The 18,595-nt window shown below is 68.5% G+C and carries 17 protein-coding genes; 11 read left to right on the top strand and 6 right to left on the bottom strand.

Annotation, left to right across the window (positions count from 1 at the left end; translation table 11 throughout):
* Positions 1 to 277 precede the first annotated feature (277 nt).
* Positions 278 to 637, bottom strand: coding sequence for a hypothetical protein (locus tag QMG86_RS16525; protein ID WP_281880616.1), 360 nt, complete (start codon positions 635 to 637; stop codon positions 278 to 280).
* Positions 638 to 827: 190 nt separating this feature from the next.
* Between QMG86_RS16525 and QMG86_RS33735 the strand changes: the two genes are divergently transcribed.
* Both QMG86_RS33735 and QMG86_RS33730 read left to right on the top strand, forming a co-directional pair.
* A complete protein-coding gene (locus QMG86_RS33735) occupies positions 828 to 998 on the top strand; it encodes a hypothetical protein (protein ID WP_434086187.1) in 171 nt (56 codons plus the stop codon).
* A 37-nt stretch (positions 999 to 1,035) separates the two neighbouring features.
* Positions 1,036 to 1,407: a hypothetical protein gene (locus tag QMG86_RS33730; protein ID WP_434086186.1), complete on the top strand. Its 372-nt coding sequence runs from the start codon at positions 1,036 to 1,038 to the stop codon at positions 1,405 to 1,407.
* A gap of 24 nt (positions 1,408 to 1,431) precedes the next feature.
* Here QMG86_RS33730 and QMG86_RS16510 read toward each other — a convergent pair whose 3' ends face one another.
* Positions 1,432 to 2,205: a methyltransferase domain-containing protein gene (locus QMG86_RS16510; RefSeq protein WP_281880615.1), complete on the bottom strand. Its 774-nt coding sequence runs from the start codon at positions 2,203 to 2,205 to the stop codon at positions 1,432 to 1,434.
* A 436-nt stretch (positions 2,206 to 2,641) separates the two neighbouring features.
* Between QMG86_RS16510 and QMG86_RS16505 the strand changes: the two genes are divergently transcribed.
* The 4 genes from QMG86_RS16505 (at position 2,642) to QMG86_RS16490 (ending at position 7,157) form a co-directional block, all read left to right on the top strand.
* The gene (locus tag QMG86_RS16505; protein WP_281880989.1) at positions 2,642 to 3,097 is read left to right on the top strand and encodes a DoxX family protein; all 456 of its coding nucleotides are present in this window, start codon (positions 2,642 to 2,644) and stop codon (positions 3,095 to 3,097) included.
* Positions 3,098 to 3,227: 130 nt separating this feature from the next.
* A complete protein-coding gene (locus QMG86_RS16500; protein WP_281880614.1) occupies positions 3,228 to 4,112 on the top strand; it encodes a hypothetical protein in 885 nt (294 codons plus the stop codon).
* A 262-nt stretch (positions 4,113 to 4,374) separates the two neighbouring features.
* Positions 4,375 to 5,412 (top strand): toll/interleukin-1 receptor domain-containing protein, encoded by a 1,038-nt coding sequence (locus QMG86_RS16495; RefSeq protein ID WP_281880613.1) that lies wholly within the window; start codon positions 4,375 to 4,377, stop codon positions 5,410 to 5,412.
* Positions 5,409 to 7,157, top strand: a complete 1,749-nt coding sequence (locus tag QMG86_RS16490) for a WD40 repeat domain-containing protein (protein WP_281880611.1) — start codon at positions 5,409 to 5,411, stop codon at positions 7,155 to 7,157. The genes QMG86_RS16495 and QMG86_RS16490 overlap by 4 nt, the downstream gene beginning before the upstream one ends.
* A 188-nt stretch (positions 7,158 to 7,345) precedes the next feature.
* On the opposite strand, the gene QMG86_RS16485 is transcribed toward QMG86_RS16490, so the two are convergent.
* Together QMG86_RS16485 and QMG86_RS16480 are read right to left on the bottom strand one after the other, a co-directional pair.
* Positions 7,346 to 7,624 (bottom strand): RDD family protein, encoded by a 279-nt coding sequence (locus QMG86_RS16485; RefSeq protein ID WP_281880610.1) that lies wholly within the window; start codon positions 7,622 to 7,624, stop codon positions 7,346 to 7,348.
* Between the two features lie 127 nt (positions 7,625 to 7,751).
* Positions 7,752 to 8,150 (bottom strand): hypothetical protein, encoded by a 399-nt coding sequence (locus QMG86_RS16480; RefSeq protein ID WP_281880608.1) that lies wholly within the window; start codon positions 8,148 to 8,150, stop codon positions 7,752 to 7,754.
* Here QMG86_RS16480 and QMG86_RS16475 point away from each other — a divergent pair.
* From QMG86_RS16475 to QMG86_RS16465, 3 genes are all read left to right on the top strand, one after another.
* Positions 8,137 to 9,360: a serine hydrolase gene (locus QMG86_RS16475; protein WP_281880606.1), complete on the top strand. Its 1,224-nt coding sequence runs from the start codon at positions 8,137 to 8,139 to the stop codon at positions 9,358 to 9,360. The genes QMG86_RS16480 and QMG86_RS16475 overlap by 14 nt on opposite strands.
* Before the next feature lie 169 nt (positions 9,361 to 9,529).
* Positions 9,530 to 10,771, top strand: coding sequence for a tryptophan synthase subunit beta (trpB, locus tag QMG86_RS16470; RefSeq protein ID WP_281880604.1), 1,242 nt, complete (start codon positions 9,530 to 9,532; stop codon positions 10,769 to 10,771).
* A gap of 76 nt (positions 10,772 to 10,847) precedes the next feature.
* Positions 10,848 to 11,996 carry a metallophosphoesterase gene (locus QMG86_RS16465; protein ID WP_281880603.1) on the top strand — a complete coding sequence of 383 codons (1,149 nt, stop codon included), beginning with the start codon at positions 10,848 to 10,850 and terminating at the stop codon, positions 11,994 to 11,996.
* 2 nt (positions 11,997 to 11,998) lie between these two features.
* Here the strand turns inward: QMG86_RS16465 and QMG86_RS16460 are convergent, their stop codons facing one another.
* Together QMG86_RS16460 and QMG86_RS16455 are read right to left on the bottom strand one after the other, a co-directional pair.
* Positions 11,999 to 13,654, bottom strand: a complete 1,656-nt coding sequence (locus tag QMG86_RS16460) for an alkaline phosphatase D family protein (RefSeq protein ID WP_281880602.1) — start codon at positions 13,652 to 13,654, stop codon at positions 11,999 to 12,001.
* A gap of 54 nt (positions 13,655 to 13,708) precedes the next feature.
* Positions 13,709 to 16,327 (bottom strand): LuxR C-terminal-related transcriptional regulator, encoded by a 2,619-nt coding sequence (locus QMG86_RS16455; protein ID WP_281880601.1) that lies wholly within the window; start codon positions 16,325 to 16,327, stop codon positions 13,709 to 13,711.
* A gap of 225 nt (positions 16,328 to 16,552) precedes the next feature.
* Between QMG86_RS16455 and QMG86_RS16450 the strand changes: the two genes are divergently transcribed.
* Both QMG86_RS16450 and QMG86_RS16445 read left to right on the top strand, forming a co-directional pair.
* A complete protein-coding gene (locus QMG86_RS16450; protein ID WP_281880600.1) occupies positions 16,553 to 16,966 on the top strand; it encodes a DUF7144 family membrane protein in 414 nt (137 codons plus the stop codon).
* A 49-nt stretch (positions 16,967 to 17,015) separates the two neighbouring features.
* Positions 17,016 to 18,368 carry a VWA domain-containing protein gene (locus QMG86_RS16445; protein WP_281880599.1) on the top strand — a complete coding sequence of 451 codons (1,353 nt, stop codon included), beginning with the start codon at positions 17,016 to 17,018 and terminating at the stop codon, positions 18,366 to 18,368.
* The last annotated feature ends 227 nt before the right edge of the window (positions 18,369 to 18,595 follow it).

Raw genomic sequence — 18,595 nt, 5'->3', positions numbered from 1 at the left:
GCATCCTGCCATCGAGGATCGACGCTCGTATCGGAGCCTGCGTGGTGCCGAGTGACCTTCGTCCGATCGGCGAGCAAACTGTCGCCGTCGCAAGCCGGACGGGCAGGAAAGGTGCGGTGGAACGATTCTCGCCGGAACCGATGGATTTCGCGAGTGCCGCCGTCCTATCAGGTGAACGCGCTAGGTCGTGTCTCCCAATGATTTGAGCCATGCGACGACGAGGGAAGGGTGGTCGCCGCGACCTTTTCCGGGGGTTCGAGTCGAGGGTGCACTGCGGTCAGCAGGTCGGGTGTCCGTATTGCGCGGCGCTCAGGATCAGGACGTAGCCCGAGGCCATGATCAGGATCCCGGCGCTGAGCACTGCCACGGGGAGCGGGCCTACTCTTCGGCGGTTGAGCCACAGGTAGGCGAGCGCGAGCGCGCCGAGCAGGAGCATGACCATTGCGCCGGTGGTTTGGATTGTGTCGATCAGGGTGTAATCGCGGTCGCGTTGTTCACGGGAGCCATGGACTCCTACGTCGCAGAAGTCGCCGTTTGCGGGGGTGATGAGGAAGCCGGTCAGGAAGATGGTGGGGCCGAGGAGGATTGAGCCGAGGATATAGAGAAGCGCCGCGGGGATTGGGCGGATCTTGATCATGACGACTCACGATAGCTCGCGGTCGTGGGGGCTCCGTGGGTGTTGTGTGGAGATGCTGTGGGGTGGGACTGCGTGGCCTCGATCGACTCCACGATCGTGCGGGTGCACCAGCACGGCGCGGGCGCCAGACACGACTCGGTGTCAGGGTTACGAACCTGCTGACCACGCTATCGGGCGCTCACGCGGTGGTGTGACGACCAAAGTCCATCTGGTCGCCGACGGTCACGGCCGTGGCCTGGCGGTGCTGCTCACAACCGGCCAGGCCGGCGATGCACCGATGCTCGCGCCGTTATTGGAGGCGGTCGCGGTGCCCCGCCTCGACGGCGGCCCACCACGGCGCAACCGCAACCGCAGGCAATGATCGCCGACAAGGCGTACTCCTCGGCCCCAACCGCGCCTTGCTGCGGCGCAAACGTATCCGCACCGTCATTCCCGAACGATCCGACCAGCTCGCTCACCGCAAACGCAGAGGTCGCCGTGGTGGGCGGGCACCTGATTTGGATCGGGAAACTTATAAGCGTCGCAACGTCATCGAACGTGCCTTCAACAAGGCCAAGCACTGGCGTGCCGTGGCCACCCGCTATGACAAGTCGGCCATCACCTACCGCGCCGGAGTCGTCCTGGCCCTGATCATCGAATGGCTCAAGTCATTGGGAGACACAACCTTGGCCGATGTCGGCCAGATCGTCGGGGTAGGGCGCCCGGTGCCATGCTCCCGCTGTAACAGCACACCGGAGCGTGTGGCACCGCCCGACGTCACCAGCGGGTGATCGTCCGGATACCGGCTCGGCCCCTCACCGTGGGGATGACCGCTTGGCGATGAAGTGGAAGAACCTGGCCAGATGGATGTAGGGCGTGCGGGCGGCCAGCACCAATTCGAGGCGTTCGAGCTGGCGGTAGAACTCGGGATCGGATTTGCGTTCGTCATCGAGGATGTAGTCGCAAACGGTCCGGATGCCAAGATGAGCAATGACCTCGAATCCGGCAGCTGCCAGTTCGGCTTTGACGTGGTCGGGGTAGCAGGCGCGGGTGGTGGTTTCGTAGGCGACGCTGTAGCGGGAGGCAGTGTCCAGCATTCGCAATGCCCGGTCCGGGTCCAGGCCCCGCACTGCGGTCAGCACCGGGTCGGCGTCGGCGTTGGGCGCGATCACCGACAGCACGCCGCTTGCCCGCAGCGGCACCGCCAGTGCTGCGATCACTCCGGCCGGGTCGGGTAGGTACTGGATTACGTTGTGGCACAGCAGAACGTCGAAACAGTCGCGACCGAACTCGGCACCGAGGGTATCGAGGCTCGCGTGCCGGGTAGAAACACGGTCTTCCAGGCCGCGTTGTGCGGCCGCGGCGCGCGCCTCGGCGAGGGACTGATCGGAGATGTCGGCGATCGTGACGTGATGGCCCCGTGCGGCGAGTTCGAGCGCGTCAAGCCCGTTACCACCGCCCACATCCAAGATGGTCAGCGGGCCAGCGGGTAGATGAGCAGTGAGGTTCACGGCTGCGGTGGTGTATCGCAGTCGGCCCCACGGGCTGGCTTGCCACCGCTGGAACTCGCCGAACTTCTCGTCGAACACATCCGCTCTCGACTGGTTCACCGCGCTCCACCGTGCCCTTCGCATCAGGGGGTCGATTCGAGTGTTCGATCGTACGGAACCCCAGCGCGAGAGTCACTGAGTGTCCTTTCGCTCCGGTGCGATGCAGGTCGTGCGCGTGTGTTCGATGACCGCCGCTTTCGGGGCGGCAGCGAACGATTCCCGGGACGGGCAGTCGAGCACCGCGATGGCAGTCATCGTCGTGAGATCCCATATTCGCAGTGTGCGGCTGGCGGTGATGGCGATCGGTCAGCCGTCGATGCTGCTGGTGACAGGGATCGGGCGCCCGTCGATCATGGGTGGCGTCCAGGCGTGGGATCCGTCCGCGGCGGCGCGCTCGCCAGTAGGGTCGGGTGCCGTATCGGGTGACGATATCGGGAGGCGAAGGCCGATGACGGGAACAGGGTCGTTGCCGCGGATGCTCGGCGCGGACGGGCCGGCTGCGGTGATCTGTATCCGGGTGGCGGTGGGGCTGGTGTTCCTCAGCGAGGGGATCCAGAAGTTTCTTTACCCGGACACGCTGGGCCCGGGCCGGTTCGACAAGCTCGGGATACCGGCGCCGACGTTTTTCGCCAATCTCGACGGTGTCGTCGAAATCGCCTGCGGCGCGTTGATCGTCCTCGGATTGTTGACCCGGCTGGCGGCGGTGCCGCTGCTGATCGACATCAGCGGGGCGATCGTGCTGACCAAATTGCGTGAGCTGCGCCCGGGCGGTTTCGGTGGCGTGCAGGGCTTCTGGGGGATGGCCCACGACGCGCGCACCGATTTCGCGATGCTGCTCGGTTTGATCTTCCTGCTGTGGGTCGGGCCCGGCCGCTGGTCGCTGGACGCGGTGATCGCGCGGCGGTTCGGTTCACGCGTAGCGAGGCGATGAACCCGTAGCCCATGTGCAGCTGCTGGTGGCGGTGCGGCACCGCGCGGCAGACGCGGTCGATCCTCGAACGGCTACCGCAGCCCGACGGAGACAGAGCTGCCCGACAGGCGCGGCTCACTAGGCTGGCTGGGTGGAGTTCATAACGGATGTCGAGCGTGGTGGGTGGCTGCTGGCGCGCGTCGGCGAACACGGGGTCGGCGGCGTCGCCGGTACCGGCTTCGAGGCTTATGCGCGGATCCTGCACCCGGTCGAGGCGACCCGCCGCGACGTCACGCTCACCGACGAGTGGGGAAATCCCGAGATCGTGGCGGAGGCGATGTGGCCGTGGGCCGAGGTCGCCATGCGCAACGGCAGAGTGATGCATCCGCTGGTGCAGTGGCGCAACCTCACCGACGGTGAGGACGAAGCGGCGATGTCGTTCGACGACGGCTGGACAGTCGGCCAGACCGTCGAGGGATGGTTCGACCCATCCCTGCTGGCCGCGCTCACTGTCCACCTTCGCGCAGCCACCGAGGCACCGGAAGAGGTGACGGCTGGAGTTTGGAATGGATTCGGCGAGCTGAACACATCCTCGGGCGCGGTGTTCGTCGCGTCCACCGACGGCGATCCGCAGAACCTCGAGCGTGAGCGGGCTCGAATCGACGCCGAGCTGGCTGCCTCTGTTGCGCCGCAGGTGAGTCGGGCGGTCGAGGCAGGGCCTTTCCTGCGGTGGCCGGGGCGCGACTTCCTGCTGTTCGACACCAGTCTCGCCGAACTCGCCGATCCCAGCTGGGTGCATGCGGCGGGCCTGGGATGGACGACCGACTTCCCCGGAGTGACACCCCAGCTGCTCTGGCCCGCCGACCACGCATGGGTCGTGGCCAGCGAGATCGACTTCGACTCCACGATCGTCGCCGGCTCACGGGCTCTGATCGATGCGGTTGTGGCCGACGATCGTTTCGAGGCCTTCGAGATCGCCGAGGAATCGGATCTGAGCTGGGACGGCGACACGATCAACCCCGCGCCGAAGCACTGAGATGTCGGCGAGAGCTCGACCCTCGCCGACGACATCATCTCCGAGCGGTCGATCGGGCGCGTCACGCTGCGGAGGGTGCCTGTAGAGAGACGCTCGGTGCTATGAAACCGGTACCGAGTGTGAGTGGCCGCGGCTACACGCTGTTGCCGGTGTGACGTGAGATAAGCGTCATGGGTAGCTCACTACGCTGTCTTGCGGATGGCGGATGGGGAACGCTGGAGCAGGGGGAAGCAGTTCAGTTGCTCGATGGGGAAGGACTCCTGTGCGCAGCCGCCGTACGTTGACGATGGGCCCGCGACCCTCGTTCGGCACCGCCGATGTCATCGACGTGTTCATCTCCTACAGTCACGCCTCCGACGACGCCCTCGCCCCCGCGCTGCAACGCGGACTGTCGCGGTTGGCCAAGGGGTGGGCGCGGCCCAGCGCGCTGCGGGTGTTCCGGGATCGCACCGACCTGTCCGCAGCGCACAACCTCACCGCCGAGATCGAGGACGCGCTCCGACGCTCCCGCTACTTCGTGCTGCTCGCGTCCCCGCAGTCCGCCGCATCGCGGTGGGTGCGGAAGGAGATCCGGTACTGGACCGAAAACAAGGCCCCCGACACCTTTCTGATCGCACTCACCGATGGGGTCATCGCGTGGGCCGGTGACGATTTCGACTGGCCGAAGACAACCGCGCTGCCACGGTCCCTGCGTGGTTATTTCGACGCGGAGCCTATTTGGGTAGATCTGACCTTCGCGCGCGATGAGAATCAGCGTTCGTTGCGGCACAGCGGCTTCCGGAGCGCGGTGGCGTCGCTTGCCGCGGGCCCCCGCGGTGTGCCGAAAGCCCGGCTCGACAGTGACGACGTCCGGATACACCGTACTGCTATGCGGCTGCGGATGGCCGCTTTCGTACTGGTGTGTGTCACCGCCGTCACCGCCGTCGTCCAGGGCGCGGAAGCACGCCGCCAACGCGACGTCGCGGAAACCCGTTTTCGCCAGGCCACGGCATTGCGGTTGGTGAGCGAGGCGAGCGCGATGATCGACGGTAGACAAGGCGGTGGTGTGGAGCGTGCGGTGCAGCAGTTGCTCGTCGGCCAGGCGATAGGCGGGCGGTCCGAGACGGCCATGCGCGAGATCTACGACCGGCTTTCCTTGGAGCGGGTCATTCACGCTTCGCAGAACGGGGTCCGCGACACGGCGTTCAGTCCGGATGGGCGGCGTGTCGCTTCGGCCGGCGCCGATGGAACCGTCCGGCTCTGGGATGTGGACACCGGCTGGCAGTTCGGTCGCTCGCTCACCGGTCATCAGGAGGGGTGAACAGTGTGTGGTTCACCCCTGATGGCCTACGTCTCGCTTCGGCCGGGGCCGATGGCACTGTCCGGCTCTGGGATGCCGAGACCGGGGCGCAACTCGATCGGGCGCCGATGAGTCATCCGAAGTTCGCGGAGCGTGTCGTGATCAGCCCGGATGGTCGCCGGCTCGCCTCGATCGGTGGCCAACGCACCGTTCGCCTGTGGGACGAAGGCACCGGTGCGGAGCTCGCCCAGGTCCGCATACCCGGTGACGCGGCGCTGGGCGATATCGCCTTCGGCCCCGATAGTGCGCAGGTCGCGATCGTCGATGGGAAGGGAGTGGTTTGGCTGTTCGTCGCGGATACGCTCCGCGCCTTGGAGCAGCCTCTTCCCGGCCTCTTCACGAGCATGCTGTCCGCGGTGGCTTTCAGTCCGGATGGGCATACACTCGCCGCCGCTGGCGGTGACGGGATCATCTGGCTGTGGGATGTCCACACCGGCCGGTTGCGCGGACAATCGATGGTCGGCCACAACGGCGTCGTGAATAGCCTCGTATTCGCACCGGATGGAGAACAACTGGTCTCGGCGAGTGGCGATGGGACGATCCGGTTCTGGGAAGTCGCGACCGGCCGCCCCGTCGGCCAGCGCTTCGAGGCGCACGCCGGACAGGTGGATGGGTTAGCCATCGGCCGAGATGGTCGTTTCCTGGCTGCGTCCGCCGGTGACGCGGTGTGGATTTGGGACGTCTACGGCAGCCGGTCGCTCGTCGGGCACACCAGCCATGCGCTGTACCTCGGATTCAGCCCGGACGGGCGGCAGCTCGCTACCGCCGGTGCCGATCAGACGGTGCGGCGATGGGACGTCGATAGGCGTCAGGAGATCGGTCGCCCGCTGGTCGGTTTCGGTGCCGTGGATCAGGTGGCGTTCAGCCCGGACGGCGCTCGCCTCGCTTCCACGGGCTTCGACGGGAGTATTCGGGTCTGGGACGCTGGAACGGGTGAACTCGCCGGTCTGCTCCCGGTCGACGCCGGCAGCGTGAAGTTCAGCCCGGACGGACGCCACATCGCTACCGGAAATCGCGATGGAACGATCCGCTTCTGGGCAGCCGATACACTGCGACCGAGCGGGCCACCCGTGCCGGGGCACGGCAGTGATGCCCGCTTCGGATCGAAGGTCGTCTTCGATATCGCGTTCAGTCCGGATGGAAAGCGTCTCGCATCAGCCGGTGCCGACGCCACCATCCGATTCTGGGATCCCGCGACGGGACAACCGGTAGGGCAGCCGGTTGTCGGACACACGGATGCGGTATTGCAGCTGGCGTTCGATTCGGGCGGAAAACTGCTCGTTTCCAGCGGCGTCGACAAAACGGTGCGGCTCTGGGCCGCTGAGACCGGACAATCGATAGGTGCTCTGATATCTGGGGACATTCCGATCAACGGTGTCGCTTTCAGCTCAGACGGTCGCTATGTCGCCGGCGCCACGGAGTCGGGGACCATCCAGCTCTGGGATTCAGTGACTATGCAACCCTTCGGTCCGCCACTCACCGGTCACCAAGGTCCGGTGAACGGAGTCGCGTTCAGCCCCGACGGTCGGTACCTGGCGTCGGCAGGCGGCGACCACACCGTGCGGCTCTGGCGAATGCTCGACGACATCAGCAAGGCGCTCTGCTCGAAACTAACCGTGAACATGACGAAAGCGCAATGGCGAGAATGGGTCTCGCCCGATATTCCGTATCAGCAGGTGTGTTCCGATCTGCCCGTACCGGAATGATCGGCCGGGTTCTTCGCTTGGGGCACGGAATTTCCTGCGCTCCTGTGTTCAGCGATTCGCAGAGTCGAAAAAGAGTGGCTTACGGGCGCTTTCGCATGTCCACACGGCCCGGCAGTACCATGGGGATGTCGTTCTTCCAGTCGATCTTTCGCTCGGCCGCGCGTACCACCCTGCTGCCAGTTGCCAGATCATGCAGGGCTAGGCGTTTTCCCGCGGGAATCGCCGAGGGTCTGTCCGTCACGGCGGATCAGTAGGAAGACCTCCAGTCCGACGTAGGCGATGAAGTAGCACAACCACGCCGCTATTCCGTAGATCACCGCTTCGTGAGCTTCGGTCGTCAGCAAGGTGACCGGGACCAGCAGGATGCCGACGGGTATCGCGACGAAAAACGTCAGTAGCAGGCAGAAGACAAGATCGAGAAGCCTTGCGGCGAGTCGTCGGACGAACGGAGCGGATTCGTAGGGCATCTGACCTCATCTGTGAGTCTTCTCCGATGACGACTTGCTCGCGGCGAGAGCGTCTCTGGGTACTGTGTCGGAATCGCCGAGCCCTCGCGCTCTGTTACCTACCTGATCAACGGAGTTGAAAAGCCGGTCAGAGCAACCATGATCGGGTGGCGGCAAAGTACGGCAGCGTGGCCTCGTGACGGATCGAACTCGCGAGTGCCTTCCATGATCCCGAGCTGTCGCAGCAGCATCGACGGAGTACGAGGGCGGCGACCGTGATGACGCCCGCGCCGAAGAGGAAGCCGGTGATGAGGGTGGGGACGGCTGGGCGGGTGGGTAATGCTGCGGCGATGAGTAGCAGCAGGGAGAAGGCGGCGTCGGGTAGGGCGAAGATGTTGTCGGCGCGGTAGTCGGCGTTGAAGGCGAGGGCGGCGATCAGCCAGACGCTGACCGGGACGGCGATGACGCGAGGCCGGCTACGAGCCCGAGCAGCGCGGCGGCGGCAGGGCGCGGACGGTGGATAAGCTGACCGGGTGAGCGCACCCACCGCTGGAACCGTGCCGATCGTCGACGACCTGGAGGCCGTGACGACCCGGGGCCCCGAAGACGATCCCGCGGCCTCGGGGCTCAGCCGCGCCGACGTGGAGGCGGTGTGGGAGTCGGTGCAGGCGTGGTACCGCCTGGGCACCACCCCCGCGATCCAGGTCTGCCTGCGCCGGAACGGCAAGATCGCGCTGAACCGCACCATCGGCCACGGCTGGGGCAACGCCCCGGGTGACGGGCCGGACGCGGCCAAGGTCCTGGCCACCCCGGACACGCCGTTCTGCGGGTTCTCGACGGCGAAAGGCGTGGCCGGTGCGTTGATGTTCATGCTCGTCGAACAGGGCGCGTTCACCCTCGACGAGCCGGTGTCGCGCTACATCCCCGAGTTCGCGGCCAACGGCAAGGCGGCGATCACGATCGGCGACGTGCTTTCGCACTCGGCCGGGATTCCCTTCGTCCCGCCGCCGTATCAGGGCGTCGATCTGGTGCTCGACGAGGAACTGGCCGTGCAAGCGCTGGCCGACTTGGTGCCGAGCTGGAAGCCGGGACGGTTCCGCGTGTACCACGCGCTGACGCTCGGATTGATCGTGCGCTCGCTGGTGCGGCGCGCCACCGGCAAGCCACTGCGCGAGCACCTCGCCGAACAGGTGCTCGAGCCGTACGGATTCCGCTGGACCAACTTCGGGGTGCGACCCGAGGACCTGGACAAGGTCGTGCCCAGCGTGAAGACCGGACCGGCTCCCTCGCGCACCGCGAGCTTTCTGGCGCGCAAGGCGGTGGGTGGGCGGATGGACCGGGCGTCGCGTGCGGCGACCGACGGGTTCCTCACCGCCGAGCTGCCGTCGGGCAATCTGATCACCACCGCGTCGGAATTGTCGCGGTTCTACGAGATCCTCACGCGCGGCGCGCCGGACGGACGGCGCATCATCCGGCCGGAGACGCTGGCGGAAGCGGTGCGCCCGGCGCGCTGGATACCCGGCGTCGCCGGACGCGTCAGCCGAGCGGGGTTCGAACTGGGCGGCCGCAGGTCGAAATTCGGCCGCGACACCGGTGCGCACTTCGGGCGCAGCGGATTGACCACCCAGTACGGCTGGGCCGACCCGGCGCGCGGGCTGTCCGGGGCGATCCTCACCAGCGGCAAGGCCACGACCGATACCGAACGGCCGTGGCGGCTGGTGGCCCAGATCTCCGCCACCATGCCTGCCGACCGGTAGCCAGGGGCCGGGCGGCCGCCCCGCGCGGATCGCCTCCACCAGTGAGAACACCTTAGCCATCCGAACGATTTAGTCTGTTAACTCGGTCGTTGCCAACCCGTGGGGTTGTGCTAGCGCTAGCGGAACAGACTGACCCGTCGGCTCTTTGGCGGTGAAAGCGTTGGTGTTGATGAGGATTGACCTTGACGTGGCGGTGCGCGGATCCCGGCACGAGATGTTCCCCGACGAACGCGGCCGGTTCGGCGTGTTCGGCGGCAGATTCGTCCCCGAGGGCCTGATGGCCGCGCTGCTGGACCTGGAGGACGCCTACCACCTCGCCTGCGCCGACCCGGGCTTCGTGACCGAGTACCGTGAGCTGCTGCGCGATCGGGTCGGCCGTCCCACGTTGCTGCATCAGGTACGGCGCTTCGGGGAGTTGCTGGGTGTGCCGGGCGTCCGGGTGTATCTCAAGCGTGAGGACATGGCCCACACCGGCGCCCACAAGATCAACAACGCCATCGGGCAGGCGTTGCTGGCCCGCCGGATGGGCAAGAAACGGATCGTCGCCGAGACCGGCGCGGGCCAGCACGGCGTCGCGGTGGCGACCGTGTCGGCGATGCTCGGCTTGACCTGCGTGATCTACATGGGGACCGAGGACATGCGGCGCCAGGCGTCGAACGTGCTGCGGATGAAACTGCTCGGCGCGGAGGTGCGTCCGGTCGACATCGGTTCGCGGCGGCTGAAGGAGGCGATCACCGAATCGGTCCGCGACTGGGTGGCCAGCGTGGACACCACCTATTACCTGTTCGGGACCGCGGCGGGGCCCGCGCCGTACCCGCGGATCGTGCGGGACTTCCAGACGGTGATCGGCGCGGAGACCAGGGACCAGATCGCACGCCTCGAAGGCAGGCTGCCCGACTACGTGCTGGCCTGCGTGGGCGGCGGCAGCAACGCCATCGGTGTCTTCCACCCGTTCGCCGACGACCCGCGGGTGCGGCTGATCGGCGTGGAAGCGGCCGGGCTCGGCGTGGACACCGGCGAGCACGCGGCCACACTGTGCATGGGCAGCCCCGGTGAGATCGACGGCTCCTACAGCTATCTGCTGCAGGACGAGGACGGCCAGATCGCACGCACCCACAGCATCGCGGCGGGACTGGACTATCCCGGCGTCGGTCCCGAGCTCAGCCATCTGAAAGACAGCGGCCGGGTGACCTATCGAGCCGCCACCGACGCGGTCGCCCTGCGTGGCATGCAGGCACTCAGCCACACCGAAGGCATCCTCGCCGCACTCGAATCCGCCCACGCCCTCGGCCATCTGATGGAAATGGCCGACCGTGGCGAGATTCCCGAAGGCTCCCTGATCGTGCTGTGCCTGTCCGGTCGCGGGGACAAGGATCTCACCGTGGCCGCCGAGCGGCTCGGTGTGGCGTGACCGCTGCTATGGTCGACATCGCCCATGGCGCCGGAGAGGGACCGCGCGCTACACCCGCGCACGAGGACGAGCCCTCTTGAAGTATGTGCCCCGCCTGATCTTGTTCCTGGCGATTCCCGCCGTCTTGTTCCTGCTGCCCTGGTGGACGCTGGTGGCGGCGCCCACCGCGGAATCCGGCCCGCTGTTCTGGCTCGGTTCGGCGCTGTTCCTGCTCGGGTTCGTGAGCCTGCCCGCGGCGATGTTCCTCGGGCACGGGTCCACGCAATCGGATGCGGCCTCGATCGTGGGCGACACTTTGCTCGGCGTGATGTGGGTGCTGTTCAGCTGGTCGGTGCTGGGCAATATCGCGCGCGCCGGATTGACCGTCGCGGGCGTGGCCGATCCGGCGCGATCCGGGATCGTCGCGGTCGGCGTGCTCGCGGCCACGACGGTACTGGTGGTGTGGGGCGTGGTCGAGGCGCGCCGGGTGCCGCGGGTGCGCACGGTGGAGGTAGGCATTCCCGGGCTCGGCGCCGCGCTGGACGGACTGCGCATGGTCGTGGTGACCGACACCCATTACGCCGCGCTGGATCGGCTGCGCTGGTCGGAACGCGTGGTGGAGGTGGTGAACGAGCAGCGTCCCGATATCGCCTGTCACGCGGGCGACCTCGCGGACGGATCGGTGGCGAAGCGGCACGCGCAGGTGGATCCGCTGGGCAAGGTCGAGGCCGAACTCGGCCGGTTCTACATCACCGGCAACCACGAATACTTCGGCGACGCCCAGGGCTGGATCGATCACATGGCCTCGCTCGGCTGGCAGCCGCTGCACAACCGGCACGAGATCGTGCGCCGCGGCGAGGATCGGCTGGTGATCGCGGGCATCGATGACCCCACCGGCGTCGCCTTGCCCGGCCACGGTCCCGACCTGCCCGCCGCGCTCGCCGGGGCGGACCCGGAGGCGCCGGTCGTCCTGCTCGCCCACCAGCCCAAGCAGATCGCCGACGCCGCCGCCGCGGGTGTGGCGCTGCAGATCTCCGGCCACACCCACGGTGGCCAGATCTGGCCTTTCCACTATCTCGTCCGCCTCGAACAGCCCGTCGTCGCCGGGCTGAGCCGCCACGGCGACCGCACTCAGCTCTACACCAGCCGCGGCACCGGGTTCTGGGGGCCGCAGCTGCGGGTGTTCGCACCGAGTGAGATCACCGTGCTGATCCTGCGTTCGGAGCAGGCGGCCGCTCGAGCCTAGAGTCAGCGGTGGCCGCGATCGGCGTCGGCCTGGCTGGCGGCATCGGGCGCGGGCGGTGGGGCGGGCGGGTTTCCGGAACTCCATGCTTCGGTCACACCGGGAATCCCGTTCTGGACGACATAGCTTGCGCGAGTGTGGATGGGCGCGCCGGGACGGCGCACATAGGGCACGACGCGGAAGTCGTTGCGCCATAGCTGATGATCGAGTTCCACCCGGACATAGCCGCGCTGGGCGTTGAAGAATTTGACGTCCGGGTTGGCCGCGAGCAGCCTGCGGCCTTTGTCGCCGAAGTCGGCTCCGTCGCCGTTGCTGGTGATCGAGGTGCCCGTGAATTCCGCCGCGACGACCGGCGACCCCGGATCGGAGTAGTCCCGCCGCAGGTCGGCGGCCTGGTTCTCGTGCCGGTCGCCGGTGATCACCACCAGGTTTCCGGCGCCGCGCGCCGCGGCGGCGCCCAGCACCGCGTTGCGGTCGGCGACATAGCCGTCCCAGGCGTCGGTGGAGACGGCGACCCCAGGACCCGGATCGGAGTCGTTCTGGCTCATGCCCACCTGATTGCCGAGCACCTGCCAGCGGGCCGGCGAGTGGGTCAGCCCGTCGACCAGCCAATCCCGTTGCGCTGCACCGAGAATCGTGCGTTCCGGCGCGAACCGCTCGGTGCACCCGCTGACCACGCTGTCCGAACACACCTGCGGTGTGCGGTATTGGCGGGTGTCGAGCATCGTGATGTCCGCGAGGTCACCGAACCGGAAGCGTCGATGCAGCCGGACCCCCGCGGCCGACGGCAGCTGTGCCAGCCGCAGCGGCTGGTGCTCGTACATGGCCTGGAAGGCGGCGGCCCGCCGACGGCGGAACAGGGCGGGGACGCCCCAGATGTCCAGGCCGATGCCGGGGGAGTCGGCGGCCCAGTTGTTGTCGACCTCGTGATCGTCCATGGTGACCAGCCACGGGAACGCGGCGTGCGCGGCGCGCAGCGGTTGCTCCGATTTGTACAGCGCGTAACGCAGCCGGTAGCCGGGCAGGTCCACGGCCTCGTCGCGGAAATGCGGACCCATGGCGACGCCCGCTCGCCCGCGCAGCCAGGCCCGCTCGTAGATGTAGTCGCCCAGATGCACGACCAGGTCCAGGTCTTCCCGGCTCATGTGCTCGTAGGCGGTGTAATAGCCGGAACTCCACGATTGGCAGGAGGCGAACGCGAACCGTAGCCGCGCCAGAGCCTGTCCGGGTGCCGGGGCGGTGCGCGTGCGCCCCACCGGTGACACGGCCGAGCCCGCCCGGAATCGATAGAAATACCAGCGGTCCGGCGCCAAGCCGTGCACCTCCGGATGCACGCTGTGGCCGAGCGCGCGAGTGGCCACCGCGGATCCGCGGGCGACCACCTGGCGGAAGTGCTCGTCGTGCGCCACTTCGTAGTCGACCGTGACCGGATCCACCGGCATGCCGCCGAGACCGTCCGGCGCCAGCGGGTCCGGCGCCAGCCGCGTCCACAGCACCACGCCGTCAGGGGCGGGATCGCCGGATGCGACGCCGAGGGAGAACGGGTCGCCGAGCCGGCGCGGGGCGGGAAAGCGGGCGCTGCTCGCCGCCGCGGTGCCCGCCAGGACCGCCATCGACCCTGCGGCGCCGACTCGGAACAGTTCGCGACGTGAGAGGGCCATATCCCAGCGTAAGGCCGCGCTCAGCGGCGGGAAGGCGCCGCGGGCGCCGGTAGCTCAGAGCAGGCCGCCGCGGCGCGCGTGGTCGAGCGCGTCGACCCGGGAATTCGTGCCCAGCTTGCCGTAGATGCCGCGCAGATGGGTTTTGACGGTGTTGACCGAGACACCGAGGTCCTCGGCGATCTGCTGGGCGGTGCGGCCGGACGGCAACTGCTTGAGCACGGTCATCTCGGTGTGGGTCAAGGCGGGATAGGCGGGCCTGCGGCGCGCGGCGGGATGCCGCCGGATCGACTCCGCGAAGCTCTCCGCCCGGCCGAGACGGCCCGCGTAGCTGTCCAGCAGCGGCATCGCGGCGGGCACGTCGAGAAACGGCCGCAGGAGCCGGTGCGGCGTGGCGGACCCGAGCGCGTACTCGAGTGCGGTGAGGGCTTTGGCCGGGGCCCGGGACTCGTGCTGCGCCGCGGAGTACAGCAGCCATCCGGTCACCGCGCTGACCGGACGCAGGTCGCCGGCGCGATCCAGGAGCGGTTCGAGAACCGCGCAGGTCGCCTTGCGACGATCGGCCACCGCGTGCAGCGCCGCATCGGCCAACCGCACTTCGGGGACTTCCCCGACGATGCCGCGCGCGCGTTCGACCAGCAATTGCGCCGTCCTGGCATCGTGCACGCGCAGCAGCGCCCACACCACCGGCAGGATCAGGCTGCCCGTCGCGGCGGGCACCGCCCGGTGTTCCAGCAGGGCGAGCAGGCTGCGGCGCAGCGCGTCGACCGCGGCGGACTGCCCCTCGGCCCGCTCGAGCTCCAGCAATCGGCCCACGACGTGGCCGCGCCAACCGGCGACCGGTCCGCAGGAGCCGTCGTGATCGACACGCTCGGTGCGGAGGGACGCGACCTGAGCCGCGTCGGGCGTCTCGCCTTGCAGGTAGGCGCCGTAAGCGGCGACGGCGGTCGCCTGGACGGCGTCGGTGGTCTCCAGCAGCCCGTGTTCCTCCGCTATCGCCAGCGCGCGCGCCGCGCGATCACGCATCGCGGTGGCGGCGTCGACGGCGTCGGCGGCGAACGCCAACCGGGTCAGCGCCCGCAGTACCAGGCGGGGACGGGTCGCGTGCTCGGCGAGTGCGAGTCCGGAATGCAGCAGCTGTTCGCCGCGTTCGACCGCGCCGCCGGCGATGAAGGCGGTGGCGATCTGGATCTCGGTGTAGGCGTCCAGATCGGGGTCGCCGGTCGGCGCGACGTCGTCCGGGATCCGGGACGGAACGGTCCCGGTGGTCGCCGCGACGTCGATCGTCGCGGCGAGCGTGAGCGCGTCGAGCCGCTCAGGGGAGGCGAAGGAGACCTTCGCGGCGCGCCGCGCCCGCGCGGTGTCCAGGCAGGCCACCGCGGCGGCGGTGCTGCCCGCCACCAACGCGTCGACGACCCGCACCAGCCACAGGAACGGGTCGTCGAGCAGGTCGGGCGCCGAGCGGGCGAGCTGATCGAACAACGTCGCGCCCATTCCGTCGAGGACCATGCGCAACGCGCAGGTGGACAGGAATTCGCGGAGCTGGTCGGGGTCCGCGCCCGCGAGCTCGTGCGGCAGCGCGGAAGCGGGCAGCCCCGCCGAGCGCAACCAGCGGGCCGACTGGCGGTGCAGTTCCGCGCACAGCTGCGGCCCCAGGCGGCGGGCCTCGGCGAGGAAGAGTGCGCGCACCAGCGGATGACAGGAGAACCACACGTCGCCGTCGCGGACGACGGAGGCGATCGGGAAGTCGATGCGATCGAGCTCGTAGAGATGATGCCCCGCACCGCCGCCGACGAGTTCGTCGGCGAGTTGCTCGGTGAACGCGACGGGAATGCTGGTGTAGGTGAGGAACTGGCGCAGTGCGGGCGGCAGTCCCGTGACGAGTTCGCTTGTCAGGTAGTCGGCGATCGCGCGGGCCGGGCGCGCGAGCACGGTGAGCGCCGCGGCGCGGTCGTCGGTCCTGGCGGCCACCTGGGTCGCGGCGATGCGCACTAGTGCGGCCCAGCCCTCGGTCAGGGTGCACAGCGTCTCGAGTTCCGCGCCGGTGAGTTCGCAACCGTGGTCCCGGCACAGCGTGTCGATCTCGGCCGGGTTGAAGGCGAGTTCGCCCGGACCCCACCGGGTGAGCCGGGCGTGCAGGTCGAGGACGTGCCAGCGGATCGGCGGGGCGAAGCGGGCGCACAGCACCGTCGTGACCGTCGGTGGGGCATGGTGCAGGAAGTGTTCGAGGCCGGCGAGCGCGAGCGGGTCGGTGAGCATATGAGCGTCGTCGAGCACGAGGACCGTCCGCGTCGTCCGTGCCGCCAGGGTTTCGACGAGCGCCGCGGCCTGGGCGCTCGGCGGTCCGGGGCATGCGGTGACCGCGATGTCGAAGCGTGCGTGCAGCGCGGTCCACAGGGCCGTCGCATCGTCGAGCTGATCGGTGACCGTCAGCCAGGCGACGTCGGATCCGCTCGCGGCGCGCCGGGCGGCCCAGTCGGCCGTCAGTACGGTTTTCCCGGTCCCGGCGGGCGCGCAGATCAGCAGCACGTGTCCGTCGCGAGCGGACGACAACCGGTCGGCGGCGGCGTAGAGCTCGGGCCGGGGCATCGGTGTGAACGGCAACGCCGGTATCTCGGCGGCGGATTGCGCCGCGGCGGGGACGCGGCGTAGAGCGGGGACGTGCGAGGTGGTCACCGTGCCTCCCGGGCCGTGTGCTGACAGATCACTACCGCGCCTCGGTAGCGGAACTTACCCAATGGGAAGTCGGCTCGATCCCCTCATGTGTCGTCGTTATGGAATTTTCATTTCGCGAGCCCGCGAAAAATCGGAGTCACCCGAAACGGGTGAAGTGCCGAACGGTGTGACTGGTGGAGATTCGGAAGGCGTCCGTCCACTACTTCCCGAGAAAGGGGGCGACCGATGACGCACATGACCGAACCGGAGCCACACCCCGTCCGCCGTGGCATCGCGGCGGGCACGTCCATAGCGGCCGCGATCCTGCTGCTGACCGTCGGTGTGCTGTCGATCTTCGAGGGCATCTCGGCGGTCGCCGAGGACGACCTCATCGTCGTCGGCGCCGAGTACGTCTACAAGTTCGATACCACGACCTGGGGCTGGATCCACATCGTGATCGGCATCCTCCTGGTCATCGCGGCGCTGGGCTTGATGACCGGCGCGACGTGGGCGCGGGTGGTGGCGATCTGCCTGGCGGCCCTGTCGATCATCGCGAACTTCATGTGGCTGCCGTACTACCCGGCGTGGTCGATCCTGGTGATCGCGCTGAACATCGTCGTGATCTGGGCGGTGGCCACGTGGCGGCCGGAAGCCGTCTGACCGCGCGGACATTCGCGGCCGCGCGTCCGCGGACGGCACACTGGAGGGCGTGCCCACCCTGAGCAAAGGGGCGAACGCGCCCGTCACCGTGCCGGCTGTGCGCGCGGTCCTGGAATGGTCGGCCGGCCCCGGCGTGCCCGCGCCCGACTTGTCGGCGCTGTTGCTGAGCGCGGCGGGCCGCGTCCGGTCGGACGCGGACTTCGTGTTCTACAACCAACCCGAACACCCCGGCGGCGCCGTCCGGTACCTCGGCGGGCAGGGCGCGGCCGACGCGGTCGAGGTCGACTTGGCTCGAATCGAGCCCGGCGTCGACCGCGTCGTGGTGTGCGCGTCCGCCGACGGCGCGCCGTTCGGGCGGATCGCGGGCTTGCGTCTGCGGCTGCTGGACACGGCCACCGGCGCCGAGATCGCGCGTTACGACATCGCCGCGGGACCGGAGACGGCATTGCTGTGCGGGGAACTGTACCGGCGCGCCGGAGCCTGGAAGTTCCGTGCGGTGGGGCAGGGCTGGTCGAGTGGATTGGCGGGACTGGCAACGGATTTCGGCATCACCGTCGACGACGCGGAACCTGTCGCACCGCCGGTGCCGGTGCGGGAAGTGCCCCCGCCCCCGCCGCCGATGCCCGGTGTCCGGTTCACCGAGGACGAGAACCGGTTGCCGGTCGACATGCGCGAGCGGCTGTCGTTGCGCAAACAACAGGTCGCCGTCTGCCTGGACAAGCACGGGCTGGGCGGCCTGACCGCACGGGTCGTCCTGGTGCTCGACGCGTCGGGGTCGATGACCGGCCTGTACCAGTCCGGCGTCGTGCACCGCGTGGTGGAGCGCATGGCCGCCGTCGCGGCGCAGCTGGACGACAACGGCGCGATGCAGGCGTGGACGTTCGCCAGCAATCCCGCCCGCCTGCCCGATCTGCGCGTCGGCGAGCTGCCGCAGTGGCTGGAGCTGCACGTGCGCTGCGGTCAGTTGTCCTTGTTCGGCGGACGCAGGCCGGCCAGGGGCTTGCGTGACGGCCAGGTCGACATGCGCAAGGTCGGCATCCTCAACGAGGAGCAGAAGGTGCTCGCGGAGGTCCGCGCGTTCGTGCGCGCCGAACCGGCGCCGGTCCCGACGCTGGTGCTGTTCTTCTCCGACGGCGGCATCTACAAGAACCGTGAGATCGAACAGCAATTGCGAGAGGCGGTGGCCGAACCCATCTTCTGGCAGTTCGTCGGTCTGGGCAGTGCGGGCGGCTTCGGGGTGCTCGAACGCCTCGACACCCTCGGCGGCAGGCGCGTGGACAACACCGGATTCTTCGCGGTCGACGACATCGAGCACGTGCCGGATCCGGAGCTCTACGACCGCTTGCTGTCGGAATTCCCGTCTTGGACGCGCGCCGCCGCGCAGGCGGGCATCCTGCGCTGACCGGCAAGCCGCCGCGGCCGGAAAAATCCTCGCGCGGCTGGAGTTCGGCGCATCCGATGAGCGGGTTCCGGTGTGTTCCGACGGCTTGCTTCATGGAAAGCCTTGCGGCGCTTGCCTACTCCGGTGATCGGGAATCGGAGCCTCCGCCGCGGCGTTCCGGCGACACCTGCGCGGCGAGTAGCGTTCCGGCGAGCAAACATCGCCGATCGATCGGTGAAGTCGGTCTT

It is taken from the genome of Nocardia sputorum (genome assembly GCF_027924405.1).
In the GTDB taxonomy this organism is placed as follows: Bacteria; Actinomycetota; Actinomycetes; order Mycobacteriales; family Mycobacteriaceae; genus Nocardia; species Nocardia sputorum.
The sequence above is the reverse complement of the archived record's forward strand: the minus strand, read 5'-3'. Positions and strand labels throughout refer to the sequence as shown.

Coding starts and splice junctions, on each gene's coding strand:
- QMG86_RS16525 (WP_281880616.1), bottom strand. CDS start 637: ATGATCAAGATCCGCCCAATCCCCGCGGCGCTTCTCTATATCCTCGGC.
- QMG86_RS16505 (WP_281880989.1), top strand. CDS start 2,642: ATGCTCGGCGCGGACGGGCCGGCTGCGGTGATCTGTATCCGGGTGGCG.
- QMG86_RS16485 (WP_281880610.1), bottom strand. CDS start 7,624: ATGCCCTACGAATCCGCTCCGTTCGTCCGACGACTCGCCGCAAGGCTT.
- trpB (WP_281880604.1), top strand. CDS start 9,530: ATGAGGATTGACCTTGACGTGGCGGTGCGCGGATCCCGGCACGAGATG.
- QMG86_RS16460 (WP_281880602.1), bottom strand. CDS start 13,654: ATGGCCCTCTCACGTCGCGAACTGTTCCGAGTCGGCGCCGCAGGGTCG.
- QMG86_RS16450 (WP_281880600.1), top strand. CDS start 16,553: ATGACGCACATGACCGAACCGGAGCCACACCCCGTCCGCCGTGGCATC.